This is a genomic window from Nannocystis punicea, assembly GCF_026965555.1.
Taxonomy (GTDB): domain Bacteria; phylum Myxococcota_A; class Polyangia; order Nannocystales; family Nannocystaceae; genus Nannocystis; species Nannocystis punicea.
In genome coordinates, this window is record NZ_CP114040.1 from 4,733,896 (window position 1) to 4,758,866 (window position 24,971).

The following is a 24,971-nucleotide window of genomic DNA, read 5'->3' on the forward strand; positions in this document are numbered from 1 at the left end:
TGAAGGATATGTCCTTATGGACATGTTGGTGAGAGCAGGCCGATCCCCCGGAGATCGGCGATCAGACTGCCAGCTGGGCGCCGGCGATCGCCAGGCGCGCAGTGGGCCGCGGACGCCAGGCGACGGGTCGTGAAGGAGATGTCCTTTGGGGCATGTTCATCGGGGCAGGGGTGTCGGCCCGGGTCGGCGGCACTTTAGAGGGCCAGCTGGGCGCCGCGGAGCGCCAGGCGCGCAGTCGGCCGCGGACATCAGGCGACGGGTCGCAAAGGACATGTCCTTTGGGGCATGTTCGTAGAGGCAGGGACGTCGGCCCGGTCGGCGGCACTTTAGAGCGCCAGCTGGGCGCCGTCGATCGCCAGGGAGTGGCCGGAGACGAAGGAGGCTTCGTCGCTGCTGAGCCAGGCGATGGCGCGGCCGACCTCGTCGGCGCGGCCGGGCCGGCCCATCGGGATGGCGGCGATGACGGGCTCCATGACCGCGGGGTAGTTGGCCAGGGCGTCGTCGACCATCGGGGTGCCGGTGATCGCGGTCGGGGCGACGCAGTTGACGCGGATGCCCTGCCTGGCGTGACCGAGGGCGGCGGCGCGGGTGATGCCGAGGACGGCGTGCTTGGTGGCGACGTAGGCCGAACCGGTGGGCGTGCCGACGTGGGAGAGGATCGAGGCGACGTTGACGATGCTGCCGCCGCCGCCCTGGGCGACCATCTGCCGCAGCTGGTGCTTCATGCCGAGCAGGGTGCCGCGGACGTTGACGGCCATCATGCGATCGAAGGCGGCGCCGTCGACGTCGGTGACGGGGCCGAAGTCCTCGCAGATCCCGGCGGAGTTGACGGCGCAGTCGAGCCGGCCGAACTCGGCGACCGTGGCCGCGACGCCGGCGACGATGTCGTCCTCGACGGTGACGTCGAGGGCGACGAAGATCGCGGCCGCCCCGCGGGCGCGCAGCTGCTCGACGACCTCCTGCCCCTCGGCCCGCCGCCGCGCGGCCACGACGATCTTGGCCCCGGCGTCGGCGAAGGCGAAGGCGGTCGCCTTCCCGATGCCCGAATTGCCCCCGACGATCAGCGCGACCCTGTCTCGCAATGAAACCATACGGCGATGTCCTCGCCGCCAGAATAGCCGGAGGCGCGGCCGGGGGACGAGGAGGTCGTCGCTGCGACCCTCGGCGAGAGCGATCAACGCGCGCCGGGGTCGACGCGAACGCAGGCGCCCCGGGCACCCTCGGCGACGAACTTGGCCAGCAGCGCCTCCATCTCGACGCGGGTGCCGTGCGCGAGGCGATCGAGGCGCGCCCGCGCGGCGGCGGGCCAGAACCCGAGGATGTCGCGGATCGCCCGCAGGACCCAGATCGGCCGCGGGCCGAGGCTGGTGAGGGCGACGGTCCACTCGCCGTGGGCGGCCAGCACGGCGGCCCGCGCCTCCAGGTCGCCGACGTCGTCGTCCGACTCCTGGCGCAGGCCGCATGCGAGGCAGTGGACAGAGGCGGACCAGCGGATGTCGTCGACGCGGCGGGCGACGGTGTGGCGCACGATCACGTCGGCGCCGCACTCGGAGCAGCGGGCGGACGTCGTCGCGGTTTCGCGGGTGACCGACATGGGGACGTCGCTGGGCAAGCGGTGGCTCGAGGTGCTCGCACGGGCGGCCGCACGCGTGCCGATCGCGTCGCTACGGCGCGGTCACGGGCTCGGCGCCGAGATCGCGGGCGAGGTCGGCGAGCTCGCCGATCGGGACCTGCAGCGCGGGCAGGCGCGTGATGTCGGCGCGCGCGGCCTGGGCGATCGACTCGCTGGCGCGCATGACGAGGCCGCCGTGGGCGTCGGTGACGACGGTGTAGCCGGCCTTGCGCAGGCGCGTGAGGCGGGCCTGGGCTGCGGGCGAGAGGTCGGTCGCGGTCATGCGCAGCGAGGGCACGCGGCTGGGCCAGATCGCGGCGAGGTAGGCGGTGATCCGCGGCGGGTAGACGACGCCGCCGGCTGTCTTTTCGTTCAGGTGGACGTCGACCAGGGCGGGGTAGCCGTGGACGTCGCAGCGGACTGCGCCGTGGAGGTGGCTGGTCCACATCGCCTCGGGGCTGACGGGGGCGGGCCACAGGCGGTCGAACCACGCGGTGATGGCGTCGTAGCTGGGGAGGCGCTGGCCGCCGAGGGCGTCGCCGAGGCGCTGGACCTCGGCGCCGAACCGCTCGCCGCGCTCCTCCCGGTGCAGGCGCAGGAGGACGGCGAGGACGGCGATCGGGGCGGCGACGTACCACAGGCCGAACAGCAGCAGGCCGGCGCAGACGACCGCGGCGAACAGGAGGCCGAGGCCGCCGTCGCGGACCTGCTGCTGGCGCCGCTCGTCGGCGTGGCGCGCGAGGAGGGCCCGGCGGGCGACCGCGAGGGCGGTGGCGGGGATCCGCCCCTCGGGCTCGGGTCCGGCGGCGTCAGGGCGATCGGGGAGGAAGGAGCGGACGGCGGCGACGAGCACCTCGGTCGCAGGGGCGGGCGCGCCGTCGGCCGGCTCGCGCACTGCAGACACCAGCAGCGGCGCCTCGGCCAGGCCGCCGGGCGGCGCGGTCAGGCCGGCGCTCGAGGAGGGGGTGCTGAGGCTGGCGCCGGAGCGGTTGTAGAGGATCGCCAAGAGCGACGAATTCGCCGGGCTGACCGCCGCGCCGGGGACGGTGTCGCCGGCGCCGCTGCGGACGGCCGGGTCGCGGGCGAGGCTGACCCCGAGGACAGAGCTGTCGCGCGGGGCCGGCAAGGGGCCGGACAGGGCGGCGGGGTCGAAGCCCGGAGCGACGGCGGAGACCGGCGCGTCGGGGACTTCGTGGTCGGGGCTGTCCGCGGGGACAGGTGCGCGCGAGGCGGGGGCGGACCCAGGGAAGCGGCTGTCCGCGGGGACAGGTGAGCCCTGGGTGTCCGAAGGGGCAGGTCTGGACGAGGTGTCCGAAGGGACAGGTGAGACCCGGGTGGCCGAAGGGGCAGGTCGGGATGAGATGTCCGCGGGGACAGGTGATGCGTGGATGTCCGAAGGGGCAGGTCGTGGTGGGCTGTCCGCGGGGACAGGTGAGGGCGGGGCCAGGTGGGCGAACCGCGAGGCCGGGGCGGGGCCGTCGAGGGGGGCCTGGGACAGGTGGGCGAACTGCGGGGCCGGGGCGAGGTCGTGGCGGTCGGCGGCAAGGCCGGCCGCCAGCTCGGCGGACAGGGAGCCGGGGCGGCTGGGGCGGCCGGGGCGGGTCGCGGGCGTGGCGGCGGGCCCCTGGAGGGTGTCGCCGGGCTGGAGGCCGTCGAACGCGGGTGAGCTGTCCTGCAGGACAGGCCGCACCGGGGCCGCGACGGACGGCGGGGGGGCAGGACCGATGGACAGCAAGGTGGTCGGCGGGACCGGAGCGGCGAGCAGTCTGGCCGAGGGGCCCGGCTGGCTCTGCGCGCGGACCGGTGGGCTCGCCGGCGCGAACTCCGCCGCGGTCTCGTGGCTGGCCGTCGGGACAGGTCCGCCCTGGATCAGGTCGCTCACTGCCTGCTGGATCGCCCGCTCGTAGAGGGCCAGCGCGTCGGCGACGGTCGGGGGCAAGCCGTGGGGCTGCCCGCACGCCGGGCAGGCGGGGGCGCCGCGGAGATCGGCGAGCGAGAGCGCGTGCTGACAATGTGGGCAGCGCAACGCGAGGGTCGGAGAGAGCACGCCGGGACGATACCGCAGAACCCGGGCGACGCACCGGCCTGCGGGCGCGGGCGCCGGCGCGCAGGCCGAGCGACCGCGGCGAGGGCCGGACGAGATCGACCGAGGAGGCGCGTCCGCGTCGCGCGTGGCGACCGGGATCGACCGAGGAGGTGGGTCCGCGTCGCGCGAGTCGACCGGGAGCGACCGTGACGTCGGGGATCGAGGCGCGTGACGGGAGCGACAGGGTGAGTCGCCGAGCACGAAGGCGCGGCGACTGGAGCGATCGAGGCCTCGCCGGTTCGCGGGCACGGGGACGCGGGCGCGGGGTTGCCGAGGCCGGTCGCGGGCTCGGGGGCCGCGTGGGCGGCGGGCCGCTGGCGGACAGAGGACCGGGCGACCGCGGAGGTGGCGGGCGAGGATGCGCGCGGCGGCGACTCGCGGTATGAGGAGGCGCCGCGCGCGACCGGCGAGCGGCGAGCTTCACCGTGCCCGATCTGCCCGTCTCGCCCCCTTCGCCCCGCGGCCTCGATCTCCCCGGCGCCGTCACCCAATTCGCGCCGCTCGTCGACGAGCGGCTGGCCAACGGCGCCCGCCTGCTGGTCCTGCCTGGACGACCGGTCTGCGCCGGGCCGGCCTCGGTGCAGCTGTGGGTGGGCTCGGGGACGGCGGCGGAGCGCCCGGACGAGCACGGCTGCGCCCACCTGCTCGAGCACATGCTCTTCAAGCCATGTATTTTGGGACATGGCCCGAAGAGCAACCGCGCGCGCCTGGCCGCGGCCGGGGTGCGGCGCGCCGAGGAGGCGCTCGACCTGGCGGGGGCGATCGAGGCGCTGGGCGGCGACATCAACGCGTTCACCAGCCACGACGAGACCGTGGTGCACGTGACCGCGCCGGCGGCCCGCGCGGCCGAGGCGGCGGCGATCGTCGCCACTGCGACGCTGTTCCCGACGCTCGACCCGGCCACGCTGGCGCAGGAGCGCGAGGTGGTGATCGAGGAGATCAAGCAGTACGACGACGACCCGGGCCAGCGGGTGACGCAGGCGGCGCTGTCGCGGGTGTACGGGGCCCACCCGTACGCGCGGCCGGTGCTCGGGCTCGCCGAGGAGGTCGCAGGGCACACTGCGGCGCGGCTGCGGGCGTACCACCGGCGCGCCTACGCCGGGGAGCGGCTGACTCTGGTGGCGGTCGGCGCGGTCGACGTGGCGGCGCTGCGCAAGGTGGCGCGGGCGATCGTCGGCGCGCTGCCGGCTGCCAAGGTGCGGGCCGCGGCGGGCGAGCCGGCGCCCAAGCCGGGGGTGACGGTGCGCCGGGCCGAGGTCCAGGAGACCTACGCGCTGCTGGCCTGGCCGGCCCCGGCGGCGGGGGCGGCCGAGGCGGCGGCGATCGACGCGGCGGCGGTGGTGCTCGGCAACGGCGAGTCGTCGCGCCTGGTCGCCGAGACACGTCGCAAAGAACAGGTCGTTTCGGACATCCAGGCCCACTGCGACACGCTGCGGCTGGGCGGGACGGTGATGGTTTCGGCGCGCACGACCGCCGGCCAGACGGCGGCGGCGGTGGCGGCGGTGCTGGCCCAGGTGCGGCGGCTGGCGGACGCGCCGGTGTCGGCGGAGGAGCTGGCGCGGGCCAAGGCGATCCTCGAGAGCGACCTGGTGTACCGGCGCGAGACGGTGCAGGGCCAGGCCAACGCGCTCGGGGCCTGCGCGACGCTGTTCGGCGACCTGGCCCGCGAGCGCGAGTACTACGCGGCTCTGGCGGCGCTGACGCCGGAGGCGGTCCGCTCGGCCTGCGTGCGCTGGCTCGACCCGGCCCGCGCGTGCGTCAGCCTCGAGCTGCCGCGCGCGGAGGTGGATGTCCAAACGGCCAGGTCCCTCAAGACAGCCGTGAGCGAGGCGCTGAAGCCGGGGCCGGCGCGGGCGCGCAAGGCTTCGGCGCCGCGGCGGGCGGCCGACGGGATCGACACGATCACGCTGCCGGGCGGGCTGCGCCTGCTGGCCCGGGTCGAGCCGGCGGTGCCGGTGGCGGCGGGCTGGCTGATGTGGCCCGGAGGGCTGCGGCGCGAGCCGGCGGCGCTGGCCGGCGCGAACTCGCTGATCGCGGCGCTGCTCACCCGCGGCAACGCCCGCACCGGCGGCGAGGCGCTGAGCCGGGCGATCGACGGCATGGCCGCGGGGCTCGACGGGTTCGCCGGCCGCAACAGCCTCGGCCTGCACTTCGAGTGCCTGGCCCGCCACTTCCCGGCGGTGCTCGGGCACGCGCTCGACTGCGCGACGACGCCGAAGTTCGCCGCCGACGAGCTCGAGGAGGAGCGGCGGGTGGCGCTGCAGGACCTCGCCGCCGAGGTCGACGACCCGGGGCAGGTGGCGAGCCGCGGGCTGTACGCGCTGCTGTACGGCGAGCACCCGTTCAGCCGGCCGGGCCGCGGCACGCCGGCGGGGCTGCGCGCGCTGACGCCGGCCAAGCTGCGCGGGCTGTGGCGCCGCGACTACCCGATCGGCCAGGCGGTGCTGGCCCTGGCCGGCGACATCGACGTGGCGGCGGCCGCGGCCCAGGTCGAGGCGGCGCTGCGCGAGGCTGGCCTTTCAGACAGGCTGTCCTCTGGGCCAGGTGCGCCCAAGAAGTTCGCGGCGCCGACCGGGCCGCGCGAGCGCGAGATCTTCCAGGACCGCGAGCAGGCCCACATCGCCCTCGGCTGGCCGGGCATCGCCGTCGGCGACGAGCGCGAGCCGACCCTCGACGTGCTCAGCGCGATCCTCGGCGGGCAGACCGGGCGGCTGTTCACGGCGCTGCGCGAGGTCCAGGGGCTGGTGTACGAGGTGTCGATGAGCAGCGTGGAGGGCGTCGACGCCGGCCACGTGGCGATCCACGCGTCTACGAGCCAGGACAAGCTGCCGAAGGCGCTGGCGGCGATCGCGGCGGAGGTCGATCGCGCGGTGCGAGAGCCGCCGTCCAGGGCGGAGGTCGAGCGCGCGCAGGCGTGGCTGGTCGGCCAGTTCGAGCTCGGCCAGCAGCGCCGCAGCCGGATGGCGTCGCTGCTGGCGCTGTCCGAGGTCTACGGGCTGCCGCGCGCGCGGGCGTTCGCGTATCCGCAGCGGGTCGCGGCGGTGACGACGGAGGGGGTGTGGGCGCTGGCCCGCACGCTGTTCCGCCCGCAATGGGCGGCCCGCTGCGTGGTCCGGGCGCGCCGGCGCAAGGAGTGAGGCGGGGGCGCCCGGATATGTCCGAAGGGGCAGGTTCGGGGTGCGACGCTGGGAGCGTGGCAGGCGCGACGCTCGCAAGGGCGAGCTGGCGCTCGGGACATGGGCGAAGAGGCAGGTCCGAGGCGCCACGCAGTGAGCGTGGCAGGTGTGACGCTCGTAAGGGCGAGCTGGCGCTCGGGACATGAGCGAAGGGGCAGGCGTCGCGTCGGCGCGAGCGCGACGCGGACGCCGTCGCAGGCTGCTTCCGGGGTCAGCCGCCGCAGCTGAACAGAACGCAGCTGCCGCTGCAGCACTGGGAGCTGTTGCCGCAGCTCTGGCCGGCCAGCTTGCAACACTTGGCGAAGTCGAAGGCCGTGCAGGTCGGGTTGCACGAGAGAGCTCCGCCGCCGTAGCTGGCGGGGAAGTCGGAGCACTCCTTGCCCTTGGTGTCGGCGCCGTCGCAGGTCTCGCCCGCCTCGGCGACGCCGTTGCCGCAGACCGGCTCGGACATCGTCGTGGTCCCCGGGTCAGGCTCGCCGCTGCTGGTCGAGCTCGTGGCGTCGGTGGTGGTTGTGGTCGTGCTCGGGTCGCCCGTGGTGGTCGAGGTCGTGCTCGTGCTCGTGGTGGTCGTGCTCGTGCCGACGCTCGAGTCGCTCGCGGTCACGGTCGACGAGGTGGTCGACGAGGACGAGGTGCTCGTCGAGAGCGTTGCGTCGGTCGTCGTCGTGGCCGTGGTCGAGGTGGTCGAGGCGGTCGAGGTGGCCCCGGTGGTCGAGGATCCACCAGCCCCGGCAGGCTGGTAAAAGCAGGCCGACGTCAGGCCGAAGAGGAGCCCCAGGGCACGTCGCGTCACGTTCCCTCTCTAACACGGAAGCGCGGACGGAACGGCGCGGATGCGCCCCTCCGGCTCATCTCGCAAAGGGAGTGGGCCGGAGGATCAGTCGTCGTCCGGGTCGCCGTCGGGCTCGGCGACCGAGCGCGCGCCGGCGACAGTGAGGTACTCGTCGCGGTCGCGCAGGCGATCGACTCGCAGGTCGCCGCCGACGTAGAACTCGGTCTCGAAGATGGCCAGCTCGCGGGCCACGAGGTCGCCGAGGACCACTGCGCACATCAGCCGATCGGACACGCAGAGGCGGCCGCGCACGACGAGGTCGCCGGTGACGACGAGGGTGCCGATGTCGTCGGGCGCAGCGGCGACCTGCAGCTGCGACCAGTGCTCGTCGCTCAGCCAGCCGTCGCCGTCGATCGTGACGTCGCCCTCGTAGACGGCGCAGGCGCAGTCGTGGCGGCCGCCCGAGGCGAGGCGGGCGAAGGTGCCGTGGCGACGGTCGAGCTCGGCCTCGCTGATGACGACGGGCTTCAGCACGCGCGGAGTGTGCCAGGCGACAGCAGGGCTGTCACGCGGAGGAGCCCTCGATCGTGCGGCCGATCGAGGGCTGGTGCGATCCCTGCTCGTCCGTCGCCCATACGGGCCGCGACGGGCTGGTTCAACCTCGCGGTGAGGCTTCCATGAGGCCACTGCGGCGCGGAATGGACATGTGCTGCGGGACATGTCGAAACAGACTTGTCATGCACAGGCCCGCGCGAGGCCGCAGCGACCGAACCCGTCATGGCTCGGACGAGGCTGCAGGGTTGCGTCGACCATCTCGTCTGAACTCGTGATGCCGAGGCGGCCTCGGGGCGGGAGCTCGGCGTCACGGGCTGAAGCGAGGCGTGGTGAAGTGCGGTGTCCGGTGGCCGCGCGCCAGAGACGGCCGCGATGGACCTACGCGAGGTGGCCTCAAGGACATGTCCTCATGGCCAGTCGTCGAGGTCGAGGTCGCGGGCCAGCTCGGGGTCGTCGGCCAGCAGATCGCGCAGGGTCGCCTCGCGCAGGCCGAGCGCCCGGGCGCCGGCGCTCACGCTGGCCTGAGCGCCGAGGACGGCCCGGACCTCGCGGCGGAAGGCGAGCGGATCGGCGCGGCGAAGGGCCAGGAGCAGCGGCTCGCGGGGCTCGGCGGGCAGGGTCACGCGCAGGGACTGTAGCGCCTGTCGCCGCCCCGGGTCGCGCGTCGCGCTTTGGGTGGACGTTGAAGTCGAGGCCGATGGGAGCTCGACGAGCACCGTGGAGCCTGTCGCGGGCGGAAGCGCTGAAGTCGGGGCCGATGGGGCTCGGCGGGCGGGGCCACGCGCAGGGACTGCGGCGCTTGTCGCCGCCCGGGCGGACGTGCTGAAGTCGAGGCCGATGCAGGGGAGACGAGTCGAGGTGTGGTTCGTGCTGGGGCTCTTGCTGAGCGGGTGCGACCGCGCCGCGGAGGCGGAGCTGGCGGGGATGCGGGCGGAGCTGGCGGCGACGTCGACGCTGCTCAAGGAGCAGGGGCAGCGGATCGAGACGCTGACGGTCGAGTTGGAGAAGGCGCGGGCCGAGCGCGCGGCCTGCGAGGCCGACCGGTCGAGGCCGGTGCGGACGGGCAGCGACCCGTGGGCCGACCCGAGCGACCCCGCGTCGGCGATCCTCGACGAGGTGCGGCCGACGCTGACGGCGACCTGCGCCGACGGGACCTGCGTGGTGAAGCGCAGCGAGCTCGACGCGTTCCTGGCGAACCCCGCGGCCATGGCCCGGCAGGTGCGCGTGGTCCCGGCGGTGGAGGACGGCAAGCCGGCCGGCCTCAAGCTGTTTGCCATCCGCGCCGAGTCGCTGCTGGCCCGCGTCGGGTTCAAAAATGGCGACGTGGTGCGCACGATCGCCGGCTTCGACGTGAGCGACGCCGATGCGGCGATGAGCGCCTACGCGGAGCTGCGCAAGCTCGACCGCTGGACGATCGCCGGCGTGCGCAAGGGGGCGCCGTTCGAGGTGACGATCGTGTTCGAGTGAGCGCGGGCGGTGCCCGAGAGGCGGCCGGAGTTGTTCGAAGGGCGGCGTTCGACTCGCACGATGGGGCAGGGAGCCGGGTGGGTCTCCGACGGAGCGGGCGAGAGCCGGCTGAGTGATCGTGTCCGAAGGGACAGGCGGCCGCGTCGAAGCGGCCGCAGTTGGATGTCCTGAGGGACAGCCGGCGCTGGGGCGTCGATGCAGACAGGGGCTCGGGATGGGGCACAGGCCGCGGGGCGAGGCTCACGTAGATGTCTCAAGAGACAGGCAAGATGCGGCGGGGCTCGGGCCGGCCGGTGTCTGCTCGATGTGTCTGAAGGGACAGGTGAGGGCGCGCGGCCTCGGGGACAGGTCCTGTGGGACAGGTGTCCGCGGCGGACGGATGGATTGCGGAGATGCCTGGCCTGCAGCCGCTGGCGGGTGCGCGGGCGATGTTGCGCGATCACGAGGTCGCCCGGTCGGCGCTCCACGCGGTGTGGCGCGGACCACACGGATCTGCTCCAGAACGCGGGCTGTCCGATCGGACAGGTGACGCCGCGGCCGCGAGCGAGGGGCGCGGATCTACGGGCGGCGCGGGCTCAGGCGGCGGTGGCGACGCCGAGGCTGCGGGCGAGGGCGCGGGCGACGGCGAGGGGGCGGCCCTTGAACACGCGGACGTAGGGGATGGCGCTCGCACGCGCCGCGCGGGCGAGGATCCCGTCGATGTTGTGGGCCTGGAAGCCGGTGGCGATCAACACGTAGTCGTAGCTGTGGCGCGAGATGCTCTCGCACTGGGCCTGGACCTTGCGGGCGTTGCCGTCGCACCAGGTGATGTCGAGGCCGAGCGACTCCTCGAGCTTCGACTTGAGGTCCGGGTCCTCGCGGTTGCTGACGAACAGGACCCGCTTGCCCTCGACCTTGGGCCGGACCTGGGCGACCAGGTGCGCGCCCGGATCGTCGACGTCGTCGGTCTCCTCCTCGAGGTCGCCCTCGCCGTCGGACGGCAGGACGCCGAGCTCGCCGCGCTTTATCACGTCTTGCAGGCCGGTGAGGCGGCGACGCATGCGTCGGTCCTCGAACAGGTCGGGGCGCAGGGCGTCGATGCGCGGGCGGATCGGCTGGACCAGCGAGGCCACCTCGGGCGTGTTGTGGGCGTCGAAGGCCCGGCCGAGGAAGGCGAGCAGGACCTCGTCGTCGAAGCTGTCGGCGGCGACCAGCGCGTCGCGTTCGGCCCGCACCGCCGCCTGTTGCTGGCGCACCTGATCGGCCGAGGGCCCGGTCTTGGCGCGCTCCGGCGGCGGGATGAACTCGGGGTCGAGCCAGCGCCGCAGCTGCGGCAGGCGCTCGCCGAGGCGCCCCGCGAGCCAGCGCAGGCGGCCCATCACCGCGCCCCAGGTCTCGGGGTCCTCGGCGGCGATGAAGCGACGGATGTCGCGCAGCGCCTGCGCGTGCTTGACGAGGGCGTCGAGCTGGTCGTTGGGCAGCTCCTCGGGCGGCGTGGTGAGGTGCCGCGGCGGCGGGTCGGTGACGTTGCCGGCGATCGACTCGATGGCGCGCTGGGCCTCGCGCAGGACGGTGCGGGGCGGGCCCGGCGGGGTCTTGCGCGGGCGGTCGGCCCAGCCGTAGTCGTCGACCGGGACCTCGCTGGTCATCGCCCGCTCGCGATGGTTCTGCACGAACTCGTGCGCCTCGGCCCAGGTCTTGGGCGCGTGCAAGGTCTTGAGCCCGAGCTCGGTCACCACACAGGCCGGCACCGCGTTCATCTGCAGCGCCTGCACCGAGCCCGGCCACAGCGTCTTGCTCAGGTTCGTCAGCTCGTGGGCGATCCGCCGCACCAGCACGGTGATCTTGTGCTCGCCCTGGAACTGCTCGTCGAAGCTGCGCGCGCGCGAGATCCAGGCCAGCATGTAGACCTTTTGATAGCGCGGGGACATCAGCGCGAAGTCGGGGCGCATGTCCTGGATGTCCTTGAGGATCTCTTCCAGGGTCTCGCGCGCCTCGGCGACCGCGGCCGCCGGATACGTGGGCAGCTGGATCCGGCCGACGATCGGGCTGCGCGGCAGCTCGGGCTCGGGCGAGGCGGGCGGGACGGGGATAACTTCGGCGGATACCGCGGCGCTGACCGGCGCCGACTGCGGACGGGCTGGCTCCTGGAGGCCCTCGCGGAAGCGATCGAAGAGCTGGCGGGCCGCCGCCGACGGAAACATCTGCGTCAGCGCATCTTCGAGGGCGCTGTCGCGGTCGGGCCCGCGGCCGAGCCAGCGCTCCGCGTCGCGCCAGATCAGCACCTCCGTCCACTGATGGGTATACATCGCGTGGCGGTAGCCGCTGTCCGCGAGAAACTTGGGTAGCCAGCGCGCGCCGTCGTCGTGCATCGCCCGTTACGCTAGTCTTTTCGCGCTGCTGCTGCAACGAAGGGGCAAAATGCCGCGCGCGGCCCGAGGTCCGCGCGGGCAGGGTGAGGGCCTGCCGTGGCGGAGGCTGTTCAGCGCCGCGCGCGCCGACACGGACGCCGTTCGCCGCCCGTGAGGCCCGACCGGAACCTCGTGCCGAGGTTCAGGTGCCGATGACCGAGCCGCCGTCGACGCTCAAGATGGCGCCGTTGATGAAGCTCGACTTGTCGTCGGCCAGGAAGAGATAGGCGCGAGCGATGTCGTCGGGTTGACCGGCGCGGCCGACCGGGGTGTGCTCGATCAGCGCGTTATAAACCTTCTCCGGGATCGACTTGACCATGTCGGTGGCGATGAAACCCGGGGCGACGGCGTTCGCCGTGATGCCGTAGCGGCCGAGCTCGCGCGCCCATACGCGCGTCATGCCGACCACGCCGGCCTTGGCGGCGACGTAGTTGGTCTGGCCGAAGTTGCCGTACAGCGCGACCACCGAGCTGGTGCTGACGATGCGGCCGTACTTCTGGGCGATCATGGTCGGCACCACGGCCTGGGTGCAGTTGAACACGCCCTTCAGGCAGACATCGAGGACGAACTGGAACTGGTCGGCGCTCATCTGTCCGACCACCTGACCGTCCTTGACCTTGACCAGCTGGCCGTCGCGGACGACGCCGGCGTTGTTGATGAGGACGTCGATGCGGCCGAACCGCTCGAGCACGGCGGCGACCCCGGCGACGCAGTCCTCCGGCTTGCTGACGTCGACCTTGCGGGCGATGGCGACGCCGCCGGCGGCGGTGATCGCGGACACGACCTCCTCGGCTGCCTGTTCGGCCAGGTCCCACACGGCCACGGCGTAACCCGCCTCGGCGAACTTGAGGGCGGTGGCGCGGCCGATGCCGTTGCCGCCGCCGGTGACGATGGCGATCCGCGGTTGATTGGTGCTTGTCATGGGGCGGCGAGGGTACCGAGAGGCTCCGGACGCCGCCTGCACCAAGAGTCCGAGAGAAGATGTGAGCTTGCGCAGTGTCGGTGGGGCGGGACACGCGGCGCTCGGGCGTCCACGGAGGCCGATGGCCGCCGCTTGTCGTCTCCAGGGCGATCCCCGTAGGATGCGCCGACCCCATGACAGATGCCGCCCCGCCCGACGCGCTGGTCCGCGAGATCAAGGAGCTCATCATCGAGGCCCTGATGCTGCAGGACATGACCCCCGAGGACATCGACCCAGAGGCGCCGCTGCTGGTCGAGGGGCTGGGCCTCGACTCGATCGACGTGCTCGAGCTGGCGATGGCGATCGGCAAGAAGTACGGCGTCAAGACCCGGGCCGACGACGCGCAGAACCGGCACATCTTCGCCAGCGTGACCAACCTGGCCCGCTTCGTCGCCGAACAGCGGGCCGCGGCGATCAGCTGAGGCCGAGCATGGCGGACCCGAGTGGCGAGCCGCGGCGAGCCGCGGGGGTCCCGAGGTGGGTGCCGGCCGCGCTGCGGTCGGTGCTCGTCGGCGGTTATCCGCTGGTGGTGTACCTCGGCATGACGCGCTGGAGCCCGCGCACGCTGGCGCTGGTGCTGGCGGCCGCGCTGCTGCCGGGGCTCCTCCTGCGCCTGCGCGAGGCCCGGCGCGAGGACCTGTGGCCGGTGCTGCGGGTGCCGCTGTCGCTGCTGGGGCTGTTCGCAGTGGCGGCGCTGTCGGGCGAGCAGCGGCTGTTCATGGCCCTGCCGGTGCTGGTCAACCTGGGCCTCCTGGCCAACTTCGCGGCCAGCCTGCGCGGGCCGGTGTCGCTGGTCGAACGGTTCGCCCGCCTGCAGGAGCCCGACCTGCCGCCCGGCGGGCCGGCGTACTGCCGCAAGGTCACCAAGGTGTGGTGCGGGTTCTTCGTCGCCAACGCGGCCGTCAGCGCCGGCCTGGCGCTGTGGGCCCCGGTGGCCTGGTGGACGCTCTACACCGGACTTTTGGCCTACCTGCTGATCGGGGTAATGTTCACCGTCGAGTACGTCGTCCGCAAGGCGACCTTCCGTCGCTTCGGCGACGCGCTGCCCGACCGCCTGCTCCGCCGGCTGCTCCGCGCATGAGGTCCTTCGTCCCGCTCGTCCACACCGATCCCGCGGCGCCCGTCGCCGTGGGCGAGGCGGGTGCGCGCACCGCCGGCGAGCTCATGCGCGACGCGAAGGCGGTGGCCGCACGCCTGCCGCCCGCGGTTCCCGGCAGCGAGGTGCTGGCGGTCTGCGGCGATCGCTACCACCTCGCGGTGACCGCCCTGGCGGCGTGGCTGCGCGGGCACGCGGTCGCCCTGCCGCCCAACGCCCAGCCGGCGGCGGTGCGCGAGCTGGCCGGCCGGCCGTCGGTGGTCGCGCTGCTGCACGACTCCGACCTGGCCGACGCGCAGGACGTCCGCGAGTGGCTGGACGGACATGTTTTGAGGGACATGGCCGATCCGACATGGCCCGAAGCGCTGGCCGCCGAGCGCCGGCTGGCGGTCGTGTACACCTCGGGCAGCACCGGCGACCACCAGCCGTGCGCCAAGACTGCCGCGCAGCTGCTCGGCGAGGCGCAGGCGCTGGCGGCGACGTTCGCCCTGCGGGCCGGCGAGGTGGCGCTGGCGACGGTGCCGCCGTACCACCTCTACGGGCTGCTGTTCGGGATCCTCGCCCCGCTGGCCGCCGGGGCGGCGTTCGCCCGCGAGACGCCGCTGCACGCCGAGACCGTGGCCCGGGCGGCGCGGCAGGTCGGGGCGACGGTGCTGGTCAGCACGCCGGCGCACCTGCGCGGGCTGACGGTGCTGGAGCGCGGCGACCTGCCGCCGCTCTCGCGGGTGTTCTCCTCCGGGGCGCCGCTGCCGCGGGCGACCGCCGACGAGCTGCTGGCGCGGCTGGGGCTGCAGGTGACCGAGGTGTACGGCTCGTCGGAGACCGGCGGGATCGGCTGGCGTCGGCACGAGCATGTCCTCGGGGACATGTCTCCAGAGCCAGCCTGGACGCCGCTGCCCGGGGTCGCGGTCGAGGTCGCTTCCGAGGGGCGGCTGCTGCTGCGCTCGCCGTTTTTGGCCCCGGACGCGCCGGTGCCGTACCCGTGCGAGGACCGGGTCGAGATCGACGCGCGCGGCGGGTTCCACCTGCGCGGCCGGCTCGACGGGGTGGTGAAGATCGCGGGCAAGCGGGTCGCGGTGGCCGAGGTCGAGCAGCGCCTGCTGGCCCTGCCGACGGTGGCCGACGCGGCGGTGGTCGCGGTCGAGTCGCCGGGCGCCCGCGGGCACGAGCTGGTGGCCGCGGTGGTGCCGCGCGAGGCCGGACGCGACGCCGAGCTGGTCGCCGAGCTGCGCCGGGCGCTGCTGCCGTGGTTCGACCCTGTCGTGGTGCCGCGGCGGATCAAGCTGGTGCCGGCGCTGCCGCGCGAGCCGAGCGGCAAGCTGACGCGGCGCAAGCTGCACGCGCTGCTCGGCCTCGCGGTCGAGGCGGGGGCGGAGGGTCCGGGGCAGGACTCGGGTGGCCCTGAGGACATGTCCGAAGGGCCAGCGAACGAGCCGTCGCGAACGAGCGGGTCGGACGGCTCGCGGGACATGCCTGCGGGGACAGCGAGGGGTCCGTCCGGAGCTTCTGGCTCGAAGGACATGTCCGATGGAGCCGCCGCGAACGCGGGCGCACGCGCGTTCGCGCTGGGCGAGCCCGCGCGGCGCGACGAGGGCGGGGCGGCGGTGCACGAGGTCGAGGTCGGGGTGCCGGCCGATCTGGCGTACTTCCGCGGGCACTTCGAGGGGATGCCGGTGCTGCCGGGGGTGGCGCAGCTGACCGCGCTGGTGGTGCCGCAGGTGGCGGCGCTGCGGCCGGAGCTGGGGCCGCTGCGGCGGGCGGCGCGGCTGAAGTTCACGCGGCCGATCGCGCCGGGCGACGCGCTGGTGCTGCGGCTCGAGGTGCGCGGGACGAACGTGCGCTTCTCGCTCGCGCGCGCGGGCGAGGTGGTCACCGCCGGCGCGCTCGAGTACGAGGCGCGCGGTGGGTGAGGTGGTACGTATGTCCGGAGGGACAGGTCGTAGCGAGGGGGCCGAGGTCGTGCGGATGTCCGGAGAGACAGGTCGTCGCGGCGCGCGCTCGGGCGCGAGGCGTGCTGCGGCGCGAGCACAAGAGATGTCCGCAGGGACAGGGCGGCCCGGGGGGTGGACGTGAGCGCGGACGGGGTCGGAGCGGCGGGTCCGCGCGTGGTAGGAGGAGGGACCCGGGGCGCAGGGGACATGTCCGCCGGGACAGATTCGTTCCGGCCGTGCGCGCTGATCCCGACCTACGACAACCCGCGGACGGTGCGCGACGTGGTGCTGCGGGTCAAGGCGCACCTGCCGGACGTCGTCGTCATCGACGACGGCTCGGGGCCGGAGGGGCGGGCGGCGGTCGAGGCGCTCGGGGCCGAGGGGCTGGCGCACGTGCGGCGGCGGGCGCAAAACGGCGGCAAGGGGGCGGCGGTCAAGACCGGGTTCCAGTTCGCCCACGAGCTCGGCTACACCCACGCGCTGCAGGTCGACGCCGACGGCCAACATGACCTCGGGGACATCCCGCAGTTCCTCGCCACCGCGCGCGGGCGGCCCGACGCGCTGATCCTCGGGGCGCCGGTGTACGACGCGTCGGCGCCGAAAGGGCGGCTCATCGCCCGCAAGATCACCCTGTTCTGGACCAACTTTGAGGCCGGGCGCGGCGTCATCACCGACCCGATGTGCGGCTTCCGGGTCTACCCGCTGGCGCCGGCGCTGGCGCTCGGGCGCACCGGCGACCGCATGGACTTCGACATCGAGGTGGCGGTCCGCCTGGTGTGGGCCGGCGTGCCGGTGATCAACCTGCCGACGAAGGTCCGCTACATCGGCCGCGACGAGGGCGGGGTGTCGCACTTCCGCGTGTTCGGCGACAACGTCAAGATCTCGTGGCTGCACACCCGGCTGTCGTTCCAGCGCGTGATGGTGCGCCCGTGGATCGACCTCTACCGCCGCCTGCGCCGCCCGGCGCTGCCGGCCGGTCGCTGACCGGCTGCGCGAGAGGACAGGTTCGATCGGCCATGGTGGAAGAGGCAGGCGCGAAGGGACATGTCCCGGCGGTCACGTCCTCCGGGGACGCGAGCGCGGCGCCGGCGGTCGGCGCCGGCGAGGGCGACCGGGCGTGGATGACCCGGCCCGAGCGCGGGACGGTGATCGGGATCAAGGCGACCCTGCTGTTCTGCCGGGTGTTCGGCCGCCGCGGGGCGGGGGCGCTGCTGGCGGTGATCACGTTCTACTACGCGCTGTTCGCCGGAGCGGCGCGCCGGGCCTCGCAGGACTACCTGCGGCGGATCGGCCAGCCGCACGGGTTCTGGGCCAGCTGGCGCCACATCTACACGTTCGCCCGCTGCGCCCTCGACCGCGTGTTCCTGGTCCGCGGGGAGACGTCGCGGTTCCGCATCACGCACACGGGCATCGAGCACCTGCGGGCGCTGCAGCAGCAGGGGCGGGGGGCGCTGCTGCTGGGGGCCCACCTCGGCTCGTTCGAGGCGATGCGGGCCAGCAGCGTCGACAAGCGGCTGCCGATCCACATCCTCGCGTACTGGCAGAACGCCAAGATGATCAACGACTTCTTGCGCACGGTCGGGGCCGACTTCGACGTGCGCGTGATCCCGATCGACCCGCGCGACACCAGCTACATCCTGGCCGCGAAGGAGGCGATCGAGCGCGGCGAGCTGGTGGCGGTGCTCGGCGACCGGGTCGGGGTCAACGACAAGACCTCCACGGCGACCTTCCTCGGCGCCCCCGCGCGCTTCCCGACCGGCCCCTACACCCTCGCGGCGCTGCTAAAGTGCCCGATCTACTTGACTTTCGGCCTCTATCACGGGCCCGACCGCTACGATCTTTATTGCGAGCCTTTCGCCGAACAATTAGAACTCCCCAGAGGCCGCCGTGAGGCCGCCACCGCCGCCCATGTCCAGCGCTACGCCGAACGCCTCGAGCACTACTGCCGCCTCGCGCCGCTCAATTGGTTCAACTTCTACGAGTTCTGGAGGTCGGAGTGAGTAGCGCCCGCGTGCTCATCGTGGGGCCCGGCGGGCTCGGCCTCGACGACGTGGTCCAGCTGGCCGAAGGGACAGCTTTCCCCGCACTCGACGACGCCCCGGAGTACCGGGCGCTGCTGGCCCGCGGCGCCGACCACCTGGCGCGGCGGCTGGCCGCCGGCGAGGTGGTCTACGGGGTCACGACGGGGTTCGGCGACTCGTGCGAGACCGCCGTCCCGGCGGAGCACGTGGCGGCGATGCCGGTCAACCTGATGCGCTTCCACGGCTGCGGTACCGGGCGGATCCTCGACGAGGTCGAGGCGGCGGCGGTCGTGGCGGTGCGCCTCGTCGCGCTCGCGCGCGGCTGGTCCGGCGTGCGCGTCGAGGTGCTCGAGCGGCTGTGCGACTTGCTGAGGCACCGCTTGTTGCCGCGGATCCCCGCCGAGGGCTCGGTCGGGGCCAGCGGCGATCTGACGCCGCTGTCGTACGTGGTCGCGGCGCTGGTGGGCGAGCGCGAGGTCTGGTTCAAGGGACAGGTCACGCCCGCCGCCGAGGCCCTGCGCGAGGCCGGCGTCCCGCCGCTGACGCTGCAGCCCAAGGAGAGCCTGGCGCTGATGAACGGGACCAGCGTCATGGTCGGGCTCGGTTGCCTGGCGGTCGCCCGCGCGCAGCGGCTGGCGCGCCTGTGCGCGGCGCTGACGGCGATGGGCAGCGACGTCCTCGGCGGCAATCCCGCTCACTTCGACGACCGGATCTTCGCCGCCAAGCCGCACCCGGGCCAGAGGACCTGCGCGCGGTGGATCCGCGAGGATATCGAGTACCCGCGGCCGGCCGCCCCCGCGCGGATCCAGGACCGTTACTCGATCCGCTGCGCCCCGCACGTGATCGGGGTCCTCGTCGACGCGCTACCCTGGGTCCGGCAGTGGCTCGAGGTCGAGATCGTCGGCGCCAACGACAACCCGCTGGTCGACCCGGAGACCGGCGAGGTGCTGCACGGCGGCAACTTCTACGGGGGTCACGCCTGCTTCGCGCTCGACGCCCTGAAGACGGCGGTGGCCAACCTCGCCGACCTGGTCGATCGCCAGATCGCGCTGGTCTGCAACCCCGACACGAACGCGGGCTTGCCGGCGAACCTGGTCGGGCGCGAGGGGCCCGATCGTGCGGCGCACCACGGCTTCAAGGCGATGCAGATCTCGGCCTCGGCGCTGGCGGCCGAGGCGTTGAAGCTGACGATGCCGGCCAGCGTCTTCAGCCGAAGCACCGAATGCCACAACCAGGACAAGGTGAGCATGGGCACGATCGCGGCGCGCGACTGCCTGCGGATCGTCGAGCTGACCGAGACGGTCGCCGCGATCGGGCTGCTCACCATGTGCCAGGCGGTCGACCTGCGCTCGGGCCACAACGTCCACGCGCGCGCGCGCACCCTGCACGCGGCGGTGCGCGGAGTCATCCCCAGGGTCGACGCCGACCGCCGCCAGGACCACGACATCGCCGCGGTGCTGACGCTGCTGCGCGCGGGCGCGTTGCCGATCGGAGCGCTGTCGTGAGCCGGCTGCACGAGGTCTCGGTCGAGTTCGAGGTCCCGTTCCACGACGTGGACATCCTCCACATCGTCTGGCACGGGCATTACTACAAGTACATGGAGTACGGCCGGACCGCGCTGATGCGCTCGCGCGGGCTCGACGTCCCCGACCTCCACCGCCTCGGCTACGCCGCGCTGCTGGTCGACAGCCACTGCCGCTACACCTACCCGCTGCGCTACGCCGACCGCGTGCGCGTCGACGCGTGGTTCGTGTCGGTCCAGCCGCGGCTGGTGGTGGCCTACCGGATCCGCAACCTCAACCAGGACCGCTGCTCGGCCCGCGGGCAGACGATCCTCGTCACCACCGACCAGGAAGGTCGCCTCTTGCAGGAGACGCCCGATGCGCTGCTCAAGTACCTGGTGTAGCCCGCTCACGCCGCGAGCACGCATGTCCGTGAGGACAGGTCGTTTCGCGCATGTCCTCATGGTCATGGCCGTCATGACAGGCTCGATCGGCCAGGCCCAGGCGGCCGAGCCGCTGCCGATCACGGTGGCCGCGCCGGCGGTCGCCAGCATCACGCTGGAGCAGCTGCTCGGGCAGTTCGCCGGGATGAGCGGGCTGCAGGCCAGCTTCCGCGAGGAGAAGCGGATGGCGCTGCTGGCCGCGCCGCTCGTCAACGAGGGCACGATCTACTTCGTGCCCAACGGCAAGAAGTCGCGCCTGGCCCGGCACACGGCCAAGCCGGCCCGCTCGGTGGTGGTGATCGACGGCAGCGCGCTGAAGCTGGCCGACGACGCCGGCCGCGAGGAGATCGCGCTCGACAAGAGCCCGGCGGTGCGGCTGTTCGTCGACTCGTTCGTCCGGATCTTCGCCGGCGACCGCGAGGCGCTGGCGGCCATGTACGCGATGGAGCTGCAGGCCGAGGGCCAGCGCTGGACGCTGAAGCTGAAGCCGAAGCTCGCGCCGCTCGACAAGCTGATCGAGCGGGTCGAGATCGCGGGCGACGGGGTCGTGATCTCGACGATGCGCGTGGTCGAGGTCGGCGGCGACGAGGCCGTCACCACCTTCTCGGGCGTCGATCCCAGGCGCAAGTTCTCCGCCGAGGAGCAGGCGTCGCTGTTCAGCCTGCCGCCCAAGCCGGCCGCGGCGGCGCCGGCGGGCCGCTGAGGCCGCGCTCATCACCTGTTCCATGGAACCTGCCCGATCAGACAGGCCGAGCGCGTGGCGGGCGGGGCTCGGCGCGGCGCTGGTCGCCGGGCTGGTGGCGTTCTGCGTCCTGCGCCTGCAGGTGGTCACCGACATCACCGCGTTCATGGCCGACGTCGCCGACCCCAAGCTGGCGGCCCTGTCGCGCGGCATGGCCAGCTCGGAGCTGACGCGCACTCTGGTGCTGTCGGTCTCGGACGAGCGCGGCGAGCCCGACGTCGCCATCGCCGGGGCGCAGGCGCTGGCCGACCGCTTGCAGAGCCGACCCGAGGTGGCGTGGCTGCGCACCGGGCCGGGCGAGCTGCACGCGGAGGCGATCCACAACCTCTACTACCCGCGGCGGTTCTTCCTCCTGGCCGACGAGCCAGCTGCGCTTCAGGACAGGTTGTCCGACGACGGCCTGCGCGCGGCGGCCCGCGAGCTGCGGCGCCAGCTCGGCCTGCCGACGTCGGGGGTGATCAAGCAGATCGCGCCGGCCGACCCGCTGCTGGCCTATCCGGCCCAGCTGCGCCGGCTCGAGGCGGCCCAGGGCGGCGGGGTGGGCCTGCGCGACGGCCACTTCGTCGCCGAGGACCAGCACGCGCTGGTGATGCTGGCGACCCGCAGCTCGCCGTTCGACGCGACGGACCAGGCGCCGCTGCAGGCGGCGATCGAGGCGGCGTTCGCCGAGGTCGACGCGCAGTCGGGCGGACGCCTGGTGCTCGAGCAGTCGGGCGTGGCCCGCTTCGCCCTCGCGGCCGAGACCAGCATGCGCGCCGACATCGGCCGGATCTCCACCGTCTCGCTGGTCGGCATCGTCGCGCTGTTCCTCGTCATGTTCCGCTCGCCGCGGCTGGTCCTGCTGTCGCTGGCGCCGCTGGTCGCCGGCGTGGCGGCGGCGCTGGCGGCCTGCCTGGCGCTGTTCGGCGCGGTGCACGGGCTGACTCTGGCGTTCGGGGCGACGCTGATCGGCGTGTGCATCGACTACTCGGTGCACCTGTTCAACCACCACATGCTCGACCCGGCGAGCGGCGGGCCGCGCCACAGCGCGCGGCGGATCTGGCCGGGCCTGCTGCTCGGGGCGCTGACGACCGTGGCGGGCTTCGCCGGGCTGGCGTGGACCAGCTTCCCCGGGCTGCGCGAGGTGGCGCTGTTCGCCTCGATCGGGGTGCTGGTGGCGGCCCTGGCGACGCGCTACTGGCTGCCTGACCTTTTGCCCATGGCCCCAAAGCCAGGTTGGGTGCAGCGCCGGGCGGCCGCCGGGCTGGCGCGCGTGGTGGCGGCGATGCGGCGGCGGCGGTCGGCGGTGGCGGTGCTGCCGGCGGCGGCGCTCGGCCTGTGCGTGGTCGGGCTGCCGCGGATCGAGTTCTCCGACGACGTGCGCCTGTTGACCGCGCTCGATCCGGCGATGCTGGCCGAGGACGAGCGGGTGCGGTCGCGGGTGTCGCGGATGGACGGCGGCCGCTTCGTGGTCGCGTTCGGGGCCGACGAGGAGGAGGCGCTGGCCGGCAACGACGCGGTCGCGGTCCGCCTGCGCGCGGCCCAGGCGGCGGGGGAGATCGAGGCGTTCCGCAGCCTGCACGCGCTGGTGTGGTCGGCGGCGCTGCAGAAGGACAACGCGGCGGCGCTGGCCGACCCGAGCCTGCCGGCCCGGCTCGACGCGGCGTTCGTGGCCGAGGGCTTCCGCGCCGGCTCGTTCGCCAAGTTCTTTTCGGACATGTCCCACGGGCCAGACGTGATGCGACCGGCCGACCTGGCCGCGACGCCGCTGGCCGAGGCGGCGCGGACGTTCCGGGCGGAGATCGAGGGCGGCGAGGTGGCCCTGGTGACGCTGCTGCGCGGGGTCGACGACGTCGCGGCGCTGCAGGCCCGCCTGCAGGGCCTGGCGCAGGTGCGTTACTTCGACCAGCAGGGCATGATGCAGGCGGCGTTCGGCCGCTACCGCGCGCGCACGCTCGAGCTGGTGGTGTTCGGGCTGTTCGCGGTGCTGGCGATGGTGTGGCTGCGATATCGCCGGCTGGGGCTGGCGCTGGCGGCGTTCACCCCGGCGGTGCTGGCGGCCGCGACGGCGCTGTCGCTGGTGGCGCTGTCGGGGGTGACGATCGGGATCCTCCACGTCGTCGCGCTGCTGCTGGTGCTCAGCATGGGCGTCGACTACGGGGTGTTCCTGGCCGAGAGCCGACGCGACCCGGGCGGCTTCGACGCGACGGTGCTCAGCGTGCTGCTGGCCTGCCTGTCGACGGTGCTGGCGTTCGGCCTGCTGGCGATGTCGCAGAGCCCGGCGCTGCAGGCGATCGGGGTCACGGTCGGGCTCGGGGTGCTGCTCAGCCTGGTGCTGGCGCCGGCCGCCCTGGTGCTGGCGGGGGCGGGCGAGGGGAAGGACCGCGAATGAATCTCAGGACATGGGCGATCGGGCATGTCGCCTCGGTCATGCTCCTGGGAGCATGTTCGAAGGGACATGAGGCCGAGACGGCGCCGCCGCAGCTGTCGGAGGCCGACTACCCGGGGGCGCTGGCGACGAGCCTGGCCGGGCCCGACTTCATGGCCCGCCAGCGGCTGCGCGGGACGGCGCGGGGCCGCGAGATCGGCGGCGAGGTGGTGCTGCAGAAGCAGGGCGACGCGCTGACCCTGGTCGGCCTGACGCCGTTCGCGACCAAGGCGTTCGTGGCCGCGCAGAAGGGCGCCGAGGTGAAGGTCGAGGTGTTCGCGCCGGAGGGCAAGCTGCCGTTCCCGCCGCGCTTCATGCTGCTCGACGTCCACCGGGTGCAGTTCCTCGGCCTGCCGGGGGCGCCGCTGGCCGACGGGACGCACCGCGGCGAGGTCGGCGAGGAGGCCGTGACCGAGGTGTGGCAGGGCGGGGCGCTGCTCGAGCGCCGCTTCGAGCGCAAGGACGGCAAGCCCGCCGGGACGATCGTGATCACCTACGAGGGCGGGATGAAGGACGGGGCGCTGCCGCCCAGGGTGAAGCTCGTCAACGGGTGGTTCGGCTACGAGATCGCGGTCGAGACGGTGCAGTGGCAGCCGCTGTGATCTCGCGCCGCAGCGTGCTCGGCCTGGTCACGCTCGCGGCGTGTCGGGCCGATCCGCGCGACCCGGAGTGCCGGCGCGCGAGCGGTTACGTGGGCGCGCCGCGACGCGACGCGCTGCCCCTCGACGGGCGGCAGGCGGGGGCGATCGGCGGCGTGCTGGCGCCCGACTTTGTGGCGCGGCTCGAGACGCGGCTCGACGAGGTGCTGGCGAGGTCGCAGGCGCCGGCGATCTCGGCGGCCTACGCGGTGCCGGGGAGCGGCATGTGGACTGCGACGCGCGGGCTCGCGTGCGTGGAGCCGGCGACGCCGGTGGGCGAGGGGGCGCGGTTCCAGGCGTGCAGCGTCGGCAAGCTGATCACCGCGGCGCTGATCTGGCGGCTCGTCGAGCGCGGGCAGCTCGGGATCGAGGACCCGATCTCGAAGTGGTTCCCGCGTTACCCGGGCGCGGCGAACATCACGATCGATCAGCTGCTCTCGCACACGAGCGGGATCTACAGCTTCAACAGCGACCCGAACTTCGAGCGCGAGCTGCGGGCGTACCACTCGCCGGAGGCGCTGATCGAGGAGGCGGCCGGTCACGCGAACCTGTTCTGCCCGGGCGCGACGTGGTCCTACTCGAACACCGGCTACGTGATGCTCGGGCGGATCGTCGAGCGCTGTCACGATCGCTCGCTCGCCGAGGTGATCGCGGCCGAGGTGGCGCAGCCGCTGGAGCTGCACGGGCTGGTGGGGCAAGAACCGGGCGTGGCGGTCGCGGGGCTGGTGCGCGGCCACCGGGCGCGCGTTCCGGTGCCGGCGGACACGCGCTACGAGGTGCCGCACGGGGCCGGCTCGGTCGCCACCGGGGCCGACGATCTGGTGCGGGTGCTGCACGCGGTGCTGGCCGCACGACTGGTGGCCGCGACGTCGCTGCAGGCGATGCTGCGCGACATGGCGCCGATGTTCGAGGATCCGTCGCAGCGCTACGGGCGAGGATTGATGATGGTCGAGGTGCCCGGCGGGCCGGGGCTGATGATCGGGCACAGCGGCGGCGCGCCGGGCTTCCGGGCGGTCGTCGCCTACCTGCCGGCCGAGCCGGCGTTCGTCGCGGTGATGATCAACGACGAGTTGCCGGCCGAGGCGGGGCTGTGGGCGCTGGTCCAGGCGGCGCGCGCCGCCTGAGGATCCGCGGTGATGATCGACGACGAACGCTCGGCCGAGCCGGCCGTG

The 24,971-nt window shown here is 73.8% G+C and carries 22 protein-coding genes; 14 read left to right on the top strand and 8 right to left on the bottom strand.

What is annotated here, in order from left to right; genetic code table 11:
- Positions 1–326: 326 nt before the first annotated feature.
- The 3 genes from O0S08_RS18285 to O0S08_RS18295 all read right to left on the bottom strand — a co-directional run bounded on the left by O0S08_RS18285 (position 327) and on the right by O0S08_RS18295 (position 3,659).
- Entirely contained in the window at positions 327–1,091 is a 765-nt protein-coding gene (locus O0S08_RS18285; protein WP_269040457.1) for an SDR family NAD(P)-dependent oxidoreductase, read from the bottom strand.
- 83 nt (positions 1,092–1,174) lie between these two features.
- The gene (locus O0S08_RS18290) at positions 1,175–1,594 is read right to left on the bottom strand and encodes a hypothetical protein (RefSeq protein WP_269040458.1); all 420 of its coding nucleotides are present in this window, start codon (positions 1,592–1,594) and stop codon (positions 1,175–1,177) included.
- A 70-nt stretch (positions 1,595–1,664) separates the two neighbouring features.
- Positions 1,665–3,659 (bottom strand): hypothetical protein, encoded by a 1,995-nt coding sequence (locus tag O0S08_RS18295; protein ID WP_269040459.1) that lies wholly within the window; start codon positions 3,657–3,659, stop codon positions 1,665–1,667.
- A gap of 464 nt (positions 3,660–4,123) precedes the next feature.
- Between O0S08_RS18295 and O0S08_RS18300 the strand changes: the two genes are divergently transcribed.
- Positions 4,124–6,835 (top strand): M16 family metallopeptidase, encoded by a 2,712-nt coding sequence (locus O0S08_RS18300; protein ID WP_269040460.1) that lies wholly within the window; start codon positions 4,124–4,126, stop codon positions 6,833–6,835.
- 250 nt (positions 6,836–7,085) lie between these two features.
- Here the strand turns inward: O0S08_RS18300 and O0S08_RS18305 are convergent, their stop codons facing one another.
- The gene (locus O0S08_RS18305; protein WP_269040461.1) at positions 7,086–7,325 is read right to left on the bottom strand and encodes a hypothetical protein; all 240 of its coding nucleotides are present in this window, start codon (positions 7,323–7,325) and stop codon (positions 7,086–7,088) included.
- Positions 7,326–7,329: 4 nt separating this feature from the next.
- Between O0S08_RS18305 and O0S08_RS18310 the strand changes: the two genes are divergently transcribed.
- The gene (locus O0S08_RS18310; protein WP_269040462.1) at positions 7,330–7,617 is read left to right on the top strand and encodes a hypothetical protein; all 288 of its coding nucleotides are present in this window, start codon (positions 7,330–7,332) and stop codon (positions 7,615–7,617) included.
- 134 nt (positions 7,618–7,751) lie between these two features.
- Here the strand turns inward: O0S08_RS18310 and O0S08_RS18315 are convergent, their stop codons facing one another.
- Positions 7,752–8,180, bottom strand: a complete 429-nt coding sequence (locus O0S08_RS18315) for a hypothetical protein (protein ID WP_269040463.1) — start codon at positions 8,178–8,180, stop codon at positions 7,752–7,754.
- A 428-nt stretch (positions 8,181–8,608) separates the two neighbouring features.
- On the bottom strand, positions 8,609–8,824 hold the full coding sequence (locus O0S08_RS18320; RefSeq protein ID WP_269040464.1) for a hypothetical protein: 216 nt from the start codon (positions 8,822–8,824) through the stop codon (positions 8,609–8,611).
- Between the two features lie 214 nt (positions 8,825–9,038).
- Between O0S08_RS18320 and O0S08_RS18325 the strand changes: the two genes are divergently transcribed.
- Entirely contained in the window at positions 9,039–9,668 is a 630-nt protein-coding gene (locus tag O0S08_RS18325; protein ID WP_269040465.1) for a hypothetical protein, read from the top strand.
- A gap of 575 nt (positions 9,669–10,243) precedes the next feature.
- On the opposite strand, the gene O0S08_RS18330 is transcribed toward O0S08_RS18325, so the two are convergent.
- Entirely contained in the window at positions 10,244–12,019 is a 1,776-nt protein-coding gene (locus tag O0S08_RS18330; RefSeq protein ID WP_269040466.1) for a hypothetical protein, read from the bottom strand.
- A gap of 181 nt (positions 12,020–12,200) precedes the next feature.
- Positions 12,201–12,980 (bottom strand): 3-oxoacyl-ACP reductase FabG, encoded by a 780-nt coding sequence (gene fabG, locus O0S08_RS18335; protein WP_269040467.1) that lies wholly within the window; start codon positions 12,978–12,980, stop codon positions 12,201–12,203.
- A gap of 173 nt (positions 12,981–13,153) precedes the next feature.
- Between fabG and O0S08_RS18340 the strand changes: the two genes are divergently transcribed.
- From O0S08_RS18340 to O0S08_RS18390, 11 genes are all read left to right on the top strand, one after another.
- Positions 13,154–13,441: a phosphopantetheine-binding protein gene (locus O0S08_RS18340; RefSeq protein WP_269040468.1), complete on the top strand. Its 288-nt coding sequence runs from the start codon at positions 13,154–13,156 to the stop codon at positions 13,439–13,441.
- An 8-nt stretch (positions 13,442–13,449) separates the two neighbouring features.
- Positions 13,450–14,100 (top strand): COG4648 family protein, encoded by a 651-nt coding sequence (locus tag O0S08_RS18345; RefSeq protein ID WP_269040469.1) that lies wholly within the window; start codon positions 13,450–13,452, stop codon positions 14,098–14,100.
- Positions 14,097–16,025, top strand: coding sequence for an AMP-binding protein (locus O0S08_RS18350; protein WP_269040470.1), 1,929 nt, complete (start codon positions 14,097–14,099; stop codon positions 16,023–16,025). Before O0S08_RS18345 ends, O0S08_RS18350 begins: the two co-directional genes overlap by 4 nt.
- A gap of 228 nt (positions 16,026–16,253) precedes the next feature.
- Positions 16,254–17,030 carry a glycosyltransferase family 2 protein gene (locus tag O0S08_RS18355; protein ID WP_269040471.1) on the top strand — a complete coding sequence of 259 codons (777 nt, stop codon included), beginning with the start codon at positions 16,254–16,256 and terminating at the stop codon, positions 17,028–17,030.
- Positions 17,031–17,062: 32 nt separating this feature from the next.
- On the top strand, positions 17,063–18,046 hold the full coding sequence (locus O0S08_RS18360) for a lysophospholipid acyltransferase family protein (protein ID WP_269040472.1): 984 nt from the start codon (positions 17,063–17,065) through the stop codon (positions 18,044–18,046).
- Positions 18,043–19,572, top strand: coding sequence for an HAL/PAL/TAL family ammonia-lyase (locus tag O0S08_RS18365; protein WP_269040473.1), 1,530 nt, complete (start codon positions 18,043–18,045; stop codon positions 19,570–19,572). Before O0S08_RS18360 ends, O0S08_RS18365 begins: the two co-directional genes overlap by 4 nt.
- Positions 19,569–19,973 (top strand): acyl-CoA thioesterase, encoded by a 405-nt coding sequence (locus O0S08_RS18370; RefSeq protein ID WP_269040474.1) that lies wholly within the window; start codon positions 19,569–19,571, stop codon positions 19,971–19,973. Before O0S08_RS18365 ends, O0S08_RS18370 begins: the two co-directional genes overlap by 4 nt.
- Positions 19,974–20,037: 64 nt before the next feature.
- Entirely contained in the window at positions 20,038–20,715 is a 678-nt protein-coding gene (locus O0S08_RS18375) for an outer membrane lipoprotein carrier protein LolA (protein WP_269040475.1), read from the top strand.
- 22 nt (positions 20,716–20,737) lie between these two features.
- Positions 20,738–23,125 carry an MMPL family transporter gene (locus O0S08_RS18380; protein ID WP_269040476.1) on the top strand — a complete coding sequence of 796 codons (2,388 nt, stop codon included), beginning with the start codon at positions 20,738–20,740 and terminating at the stop codon, positions 23,123–23,125.
- Complete coding sequence (locus O0S08_RS18385; RefSeq protein WP_269040477.1) at positions 23,122–23,763, top strand: DUF3261 domain-containing protein; 642 nt, start codon at positions 23,122–23,124, stop codon at positions 23,761–23,763. Before O0S08_RS18380 ends, O0S08_RS18385 begins: the two co-directional genes overlap by 4 nt.
- The gene (locus O0S08_RS18390) at positions 23,748–24,923 is read left to right on the top strand and encodes a serine hydrolase domain-containing protein (protein ID WP_269040478.1); all 1,176 of its coding nucleotides are present in this window, start codon (positions 23,748–23,750) and stop codon (positions 24,921–24,923) included. Before O0S08_RS18385 ends, O0S08_RS18390 begins: the two co-directional genes overlap by 16 nt.
- Positions 24,924–24,971: the final 48 nt, after the last annotated feature.

Excerpts from the sequence above, each read along its gene's own strand:
- O0S08_RS18285 (WP_269040457.1), bottom strand. The coding sequence starts at position 1,091 with ATGGTTTCATTGCGAGACAGGGTCGCGCTGATCGTCGGGGGCAATTCG.
- O0S08_RS18290 (WP_269040458.1), bottom strand. The coding sequence starts at position 1,594 with ATGTCGGTCACCCGCGAAACCGCGACGACGTCCGCCCGCTGCTCCGAG.
- O0S08_RS18305 (WP_269040461.1), bottom strand. The coding sequence starts at position 7,325 with ATGTCCGAGCCGGTCTGCGGCAACGGCGTCGCCGAGGCGGGCGAGACC.
- O0S08_RS18325 (WP_269040465.1), top strand. The coding sequence starts at position 9,039 with ATGCAGGGGAGACGAGTCGAGGTGTGGTTCGTGCTGGGGCTCTTGCTG.
- O0S08_RS18330 (WP_269040466.1), bottom strand. The coding sequence starts at position 12,019 with ATGCACGACGACGGCGCGCGCTGGCTACCCAAGTTTCTCGCGGACAGC.
- fabG (WP_269040467.1), bottom strand. The coding sequence starts at position 12,980 with ATGACAAGCACCAATCAACCGCGGATCGCCATCGTCACCGGCGGCGGC.
- O0S08_RS18340 (WP_269040468.1), top strand. The coding sequence starts at position 13,154 with ATGACAGATGCCGCCCCGCCCGACGCGCTGGTCCGCGAGATCAAGGAG.
- O0S08_RS18345 (WP_269040469.1), top strand. The coding sequence starts at position 13,450 with ATGGCGGACCCGAGTGGCGAGCCGCGGCGAGCCGCGGGGGTCCCGAGG.
- O0S08_RS18350 (WP_269040470.1), top strand. The coding sequence starts at position 14,097 with ATGAGGTCCTTCGTCCCGCTCGTCCACACCGATCCCGCGGCGCCCGTC.
- O0S08_RS18355 (WP_269040471.1), top strand. The coding sequence starts at position 16,254 with ATGTCCGCCGGGACAGATTCGTTCCGGCCGTGCGCGCTGATCCCGACC.
- O0S08_RS18360 (WP_269040472.1), top strand. The coding sequence starts at position 17,063 with ATGGTGGAAGAGGCAGGCGCGAAGGGACATGTCCCGGCGGTCACGTCC.
- O0S08_RS18375 (WP_269040475.1), top strand. The coding sequence starts at position 20,038 with ATGGCCGTCATGACAGGCTCGATCGGCCAGGCCCAGGCGGCCGAGCCG.
- O0S08_RS18380 (WP_269040476.1), top strand. The coding sequence starts at position 20,738 with ATGGAACCTGCCCGATCAGACAGGCCGAGCGCGTGGCGGGCGGGGCTC.
- O0S08_RS18385 (WP_269040477.1), top strand. The coding sequence starts at position 23,122 with ATGAATCTCAGGACATGGGCGATCGGGCATGTCGCCTCGGTCATGCTC.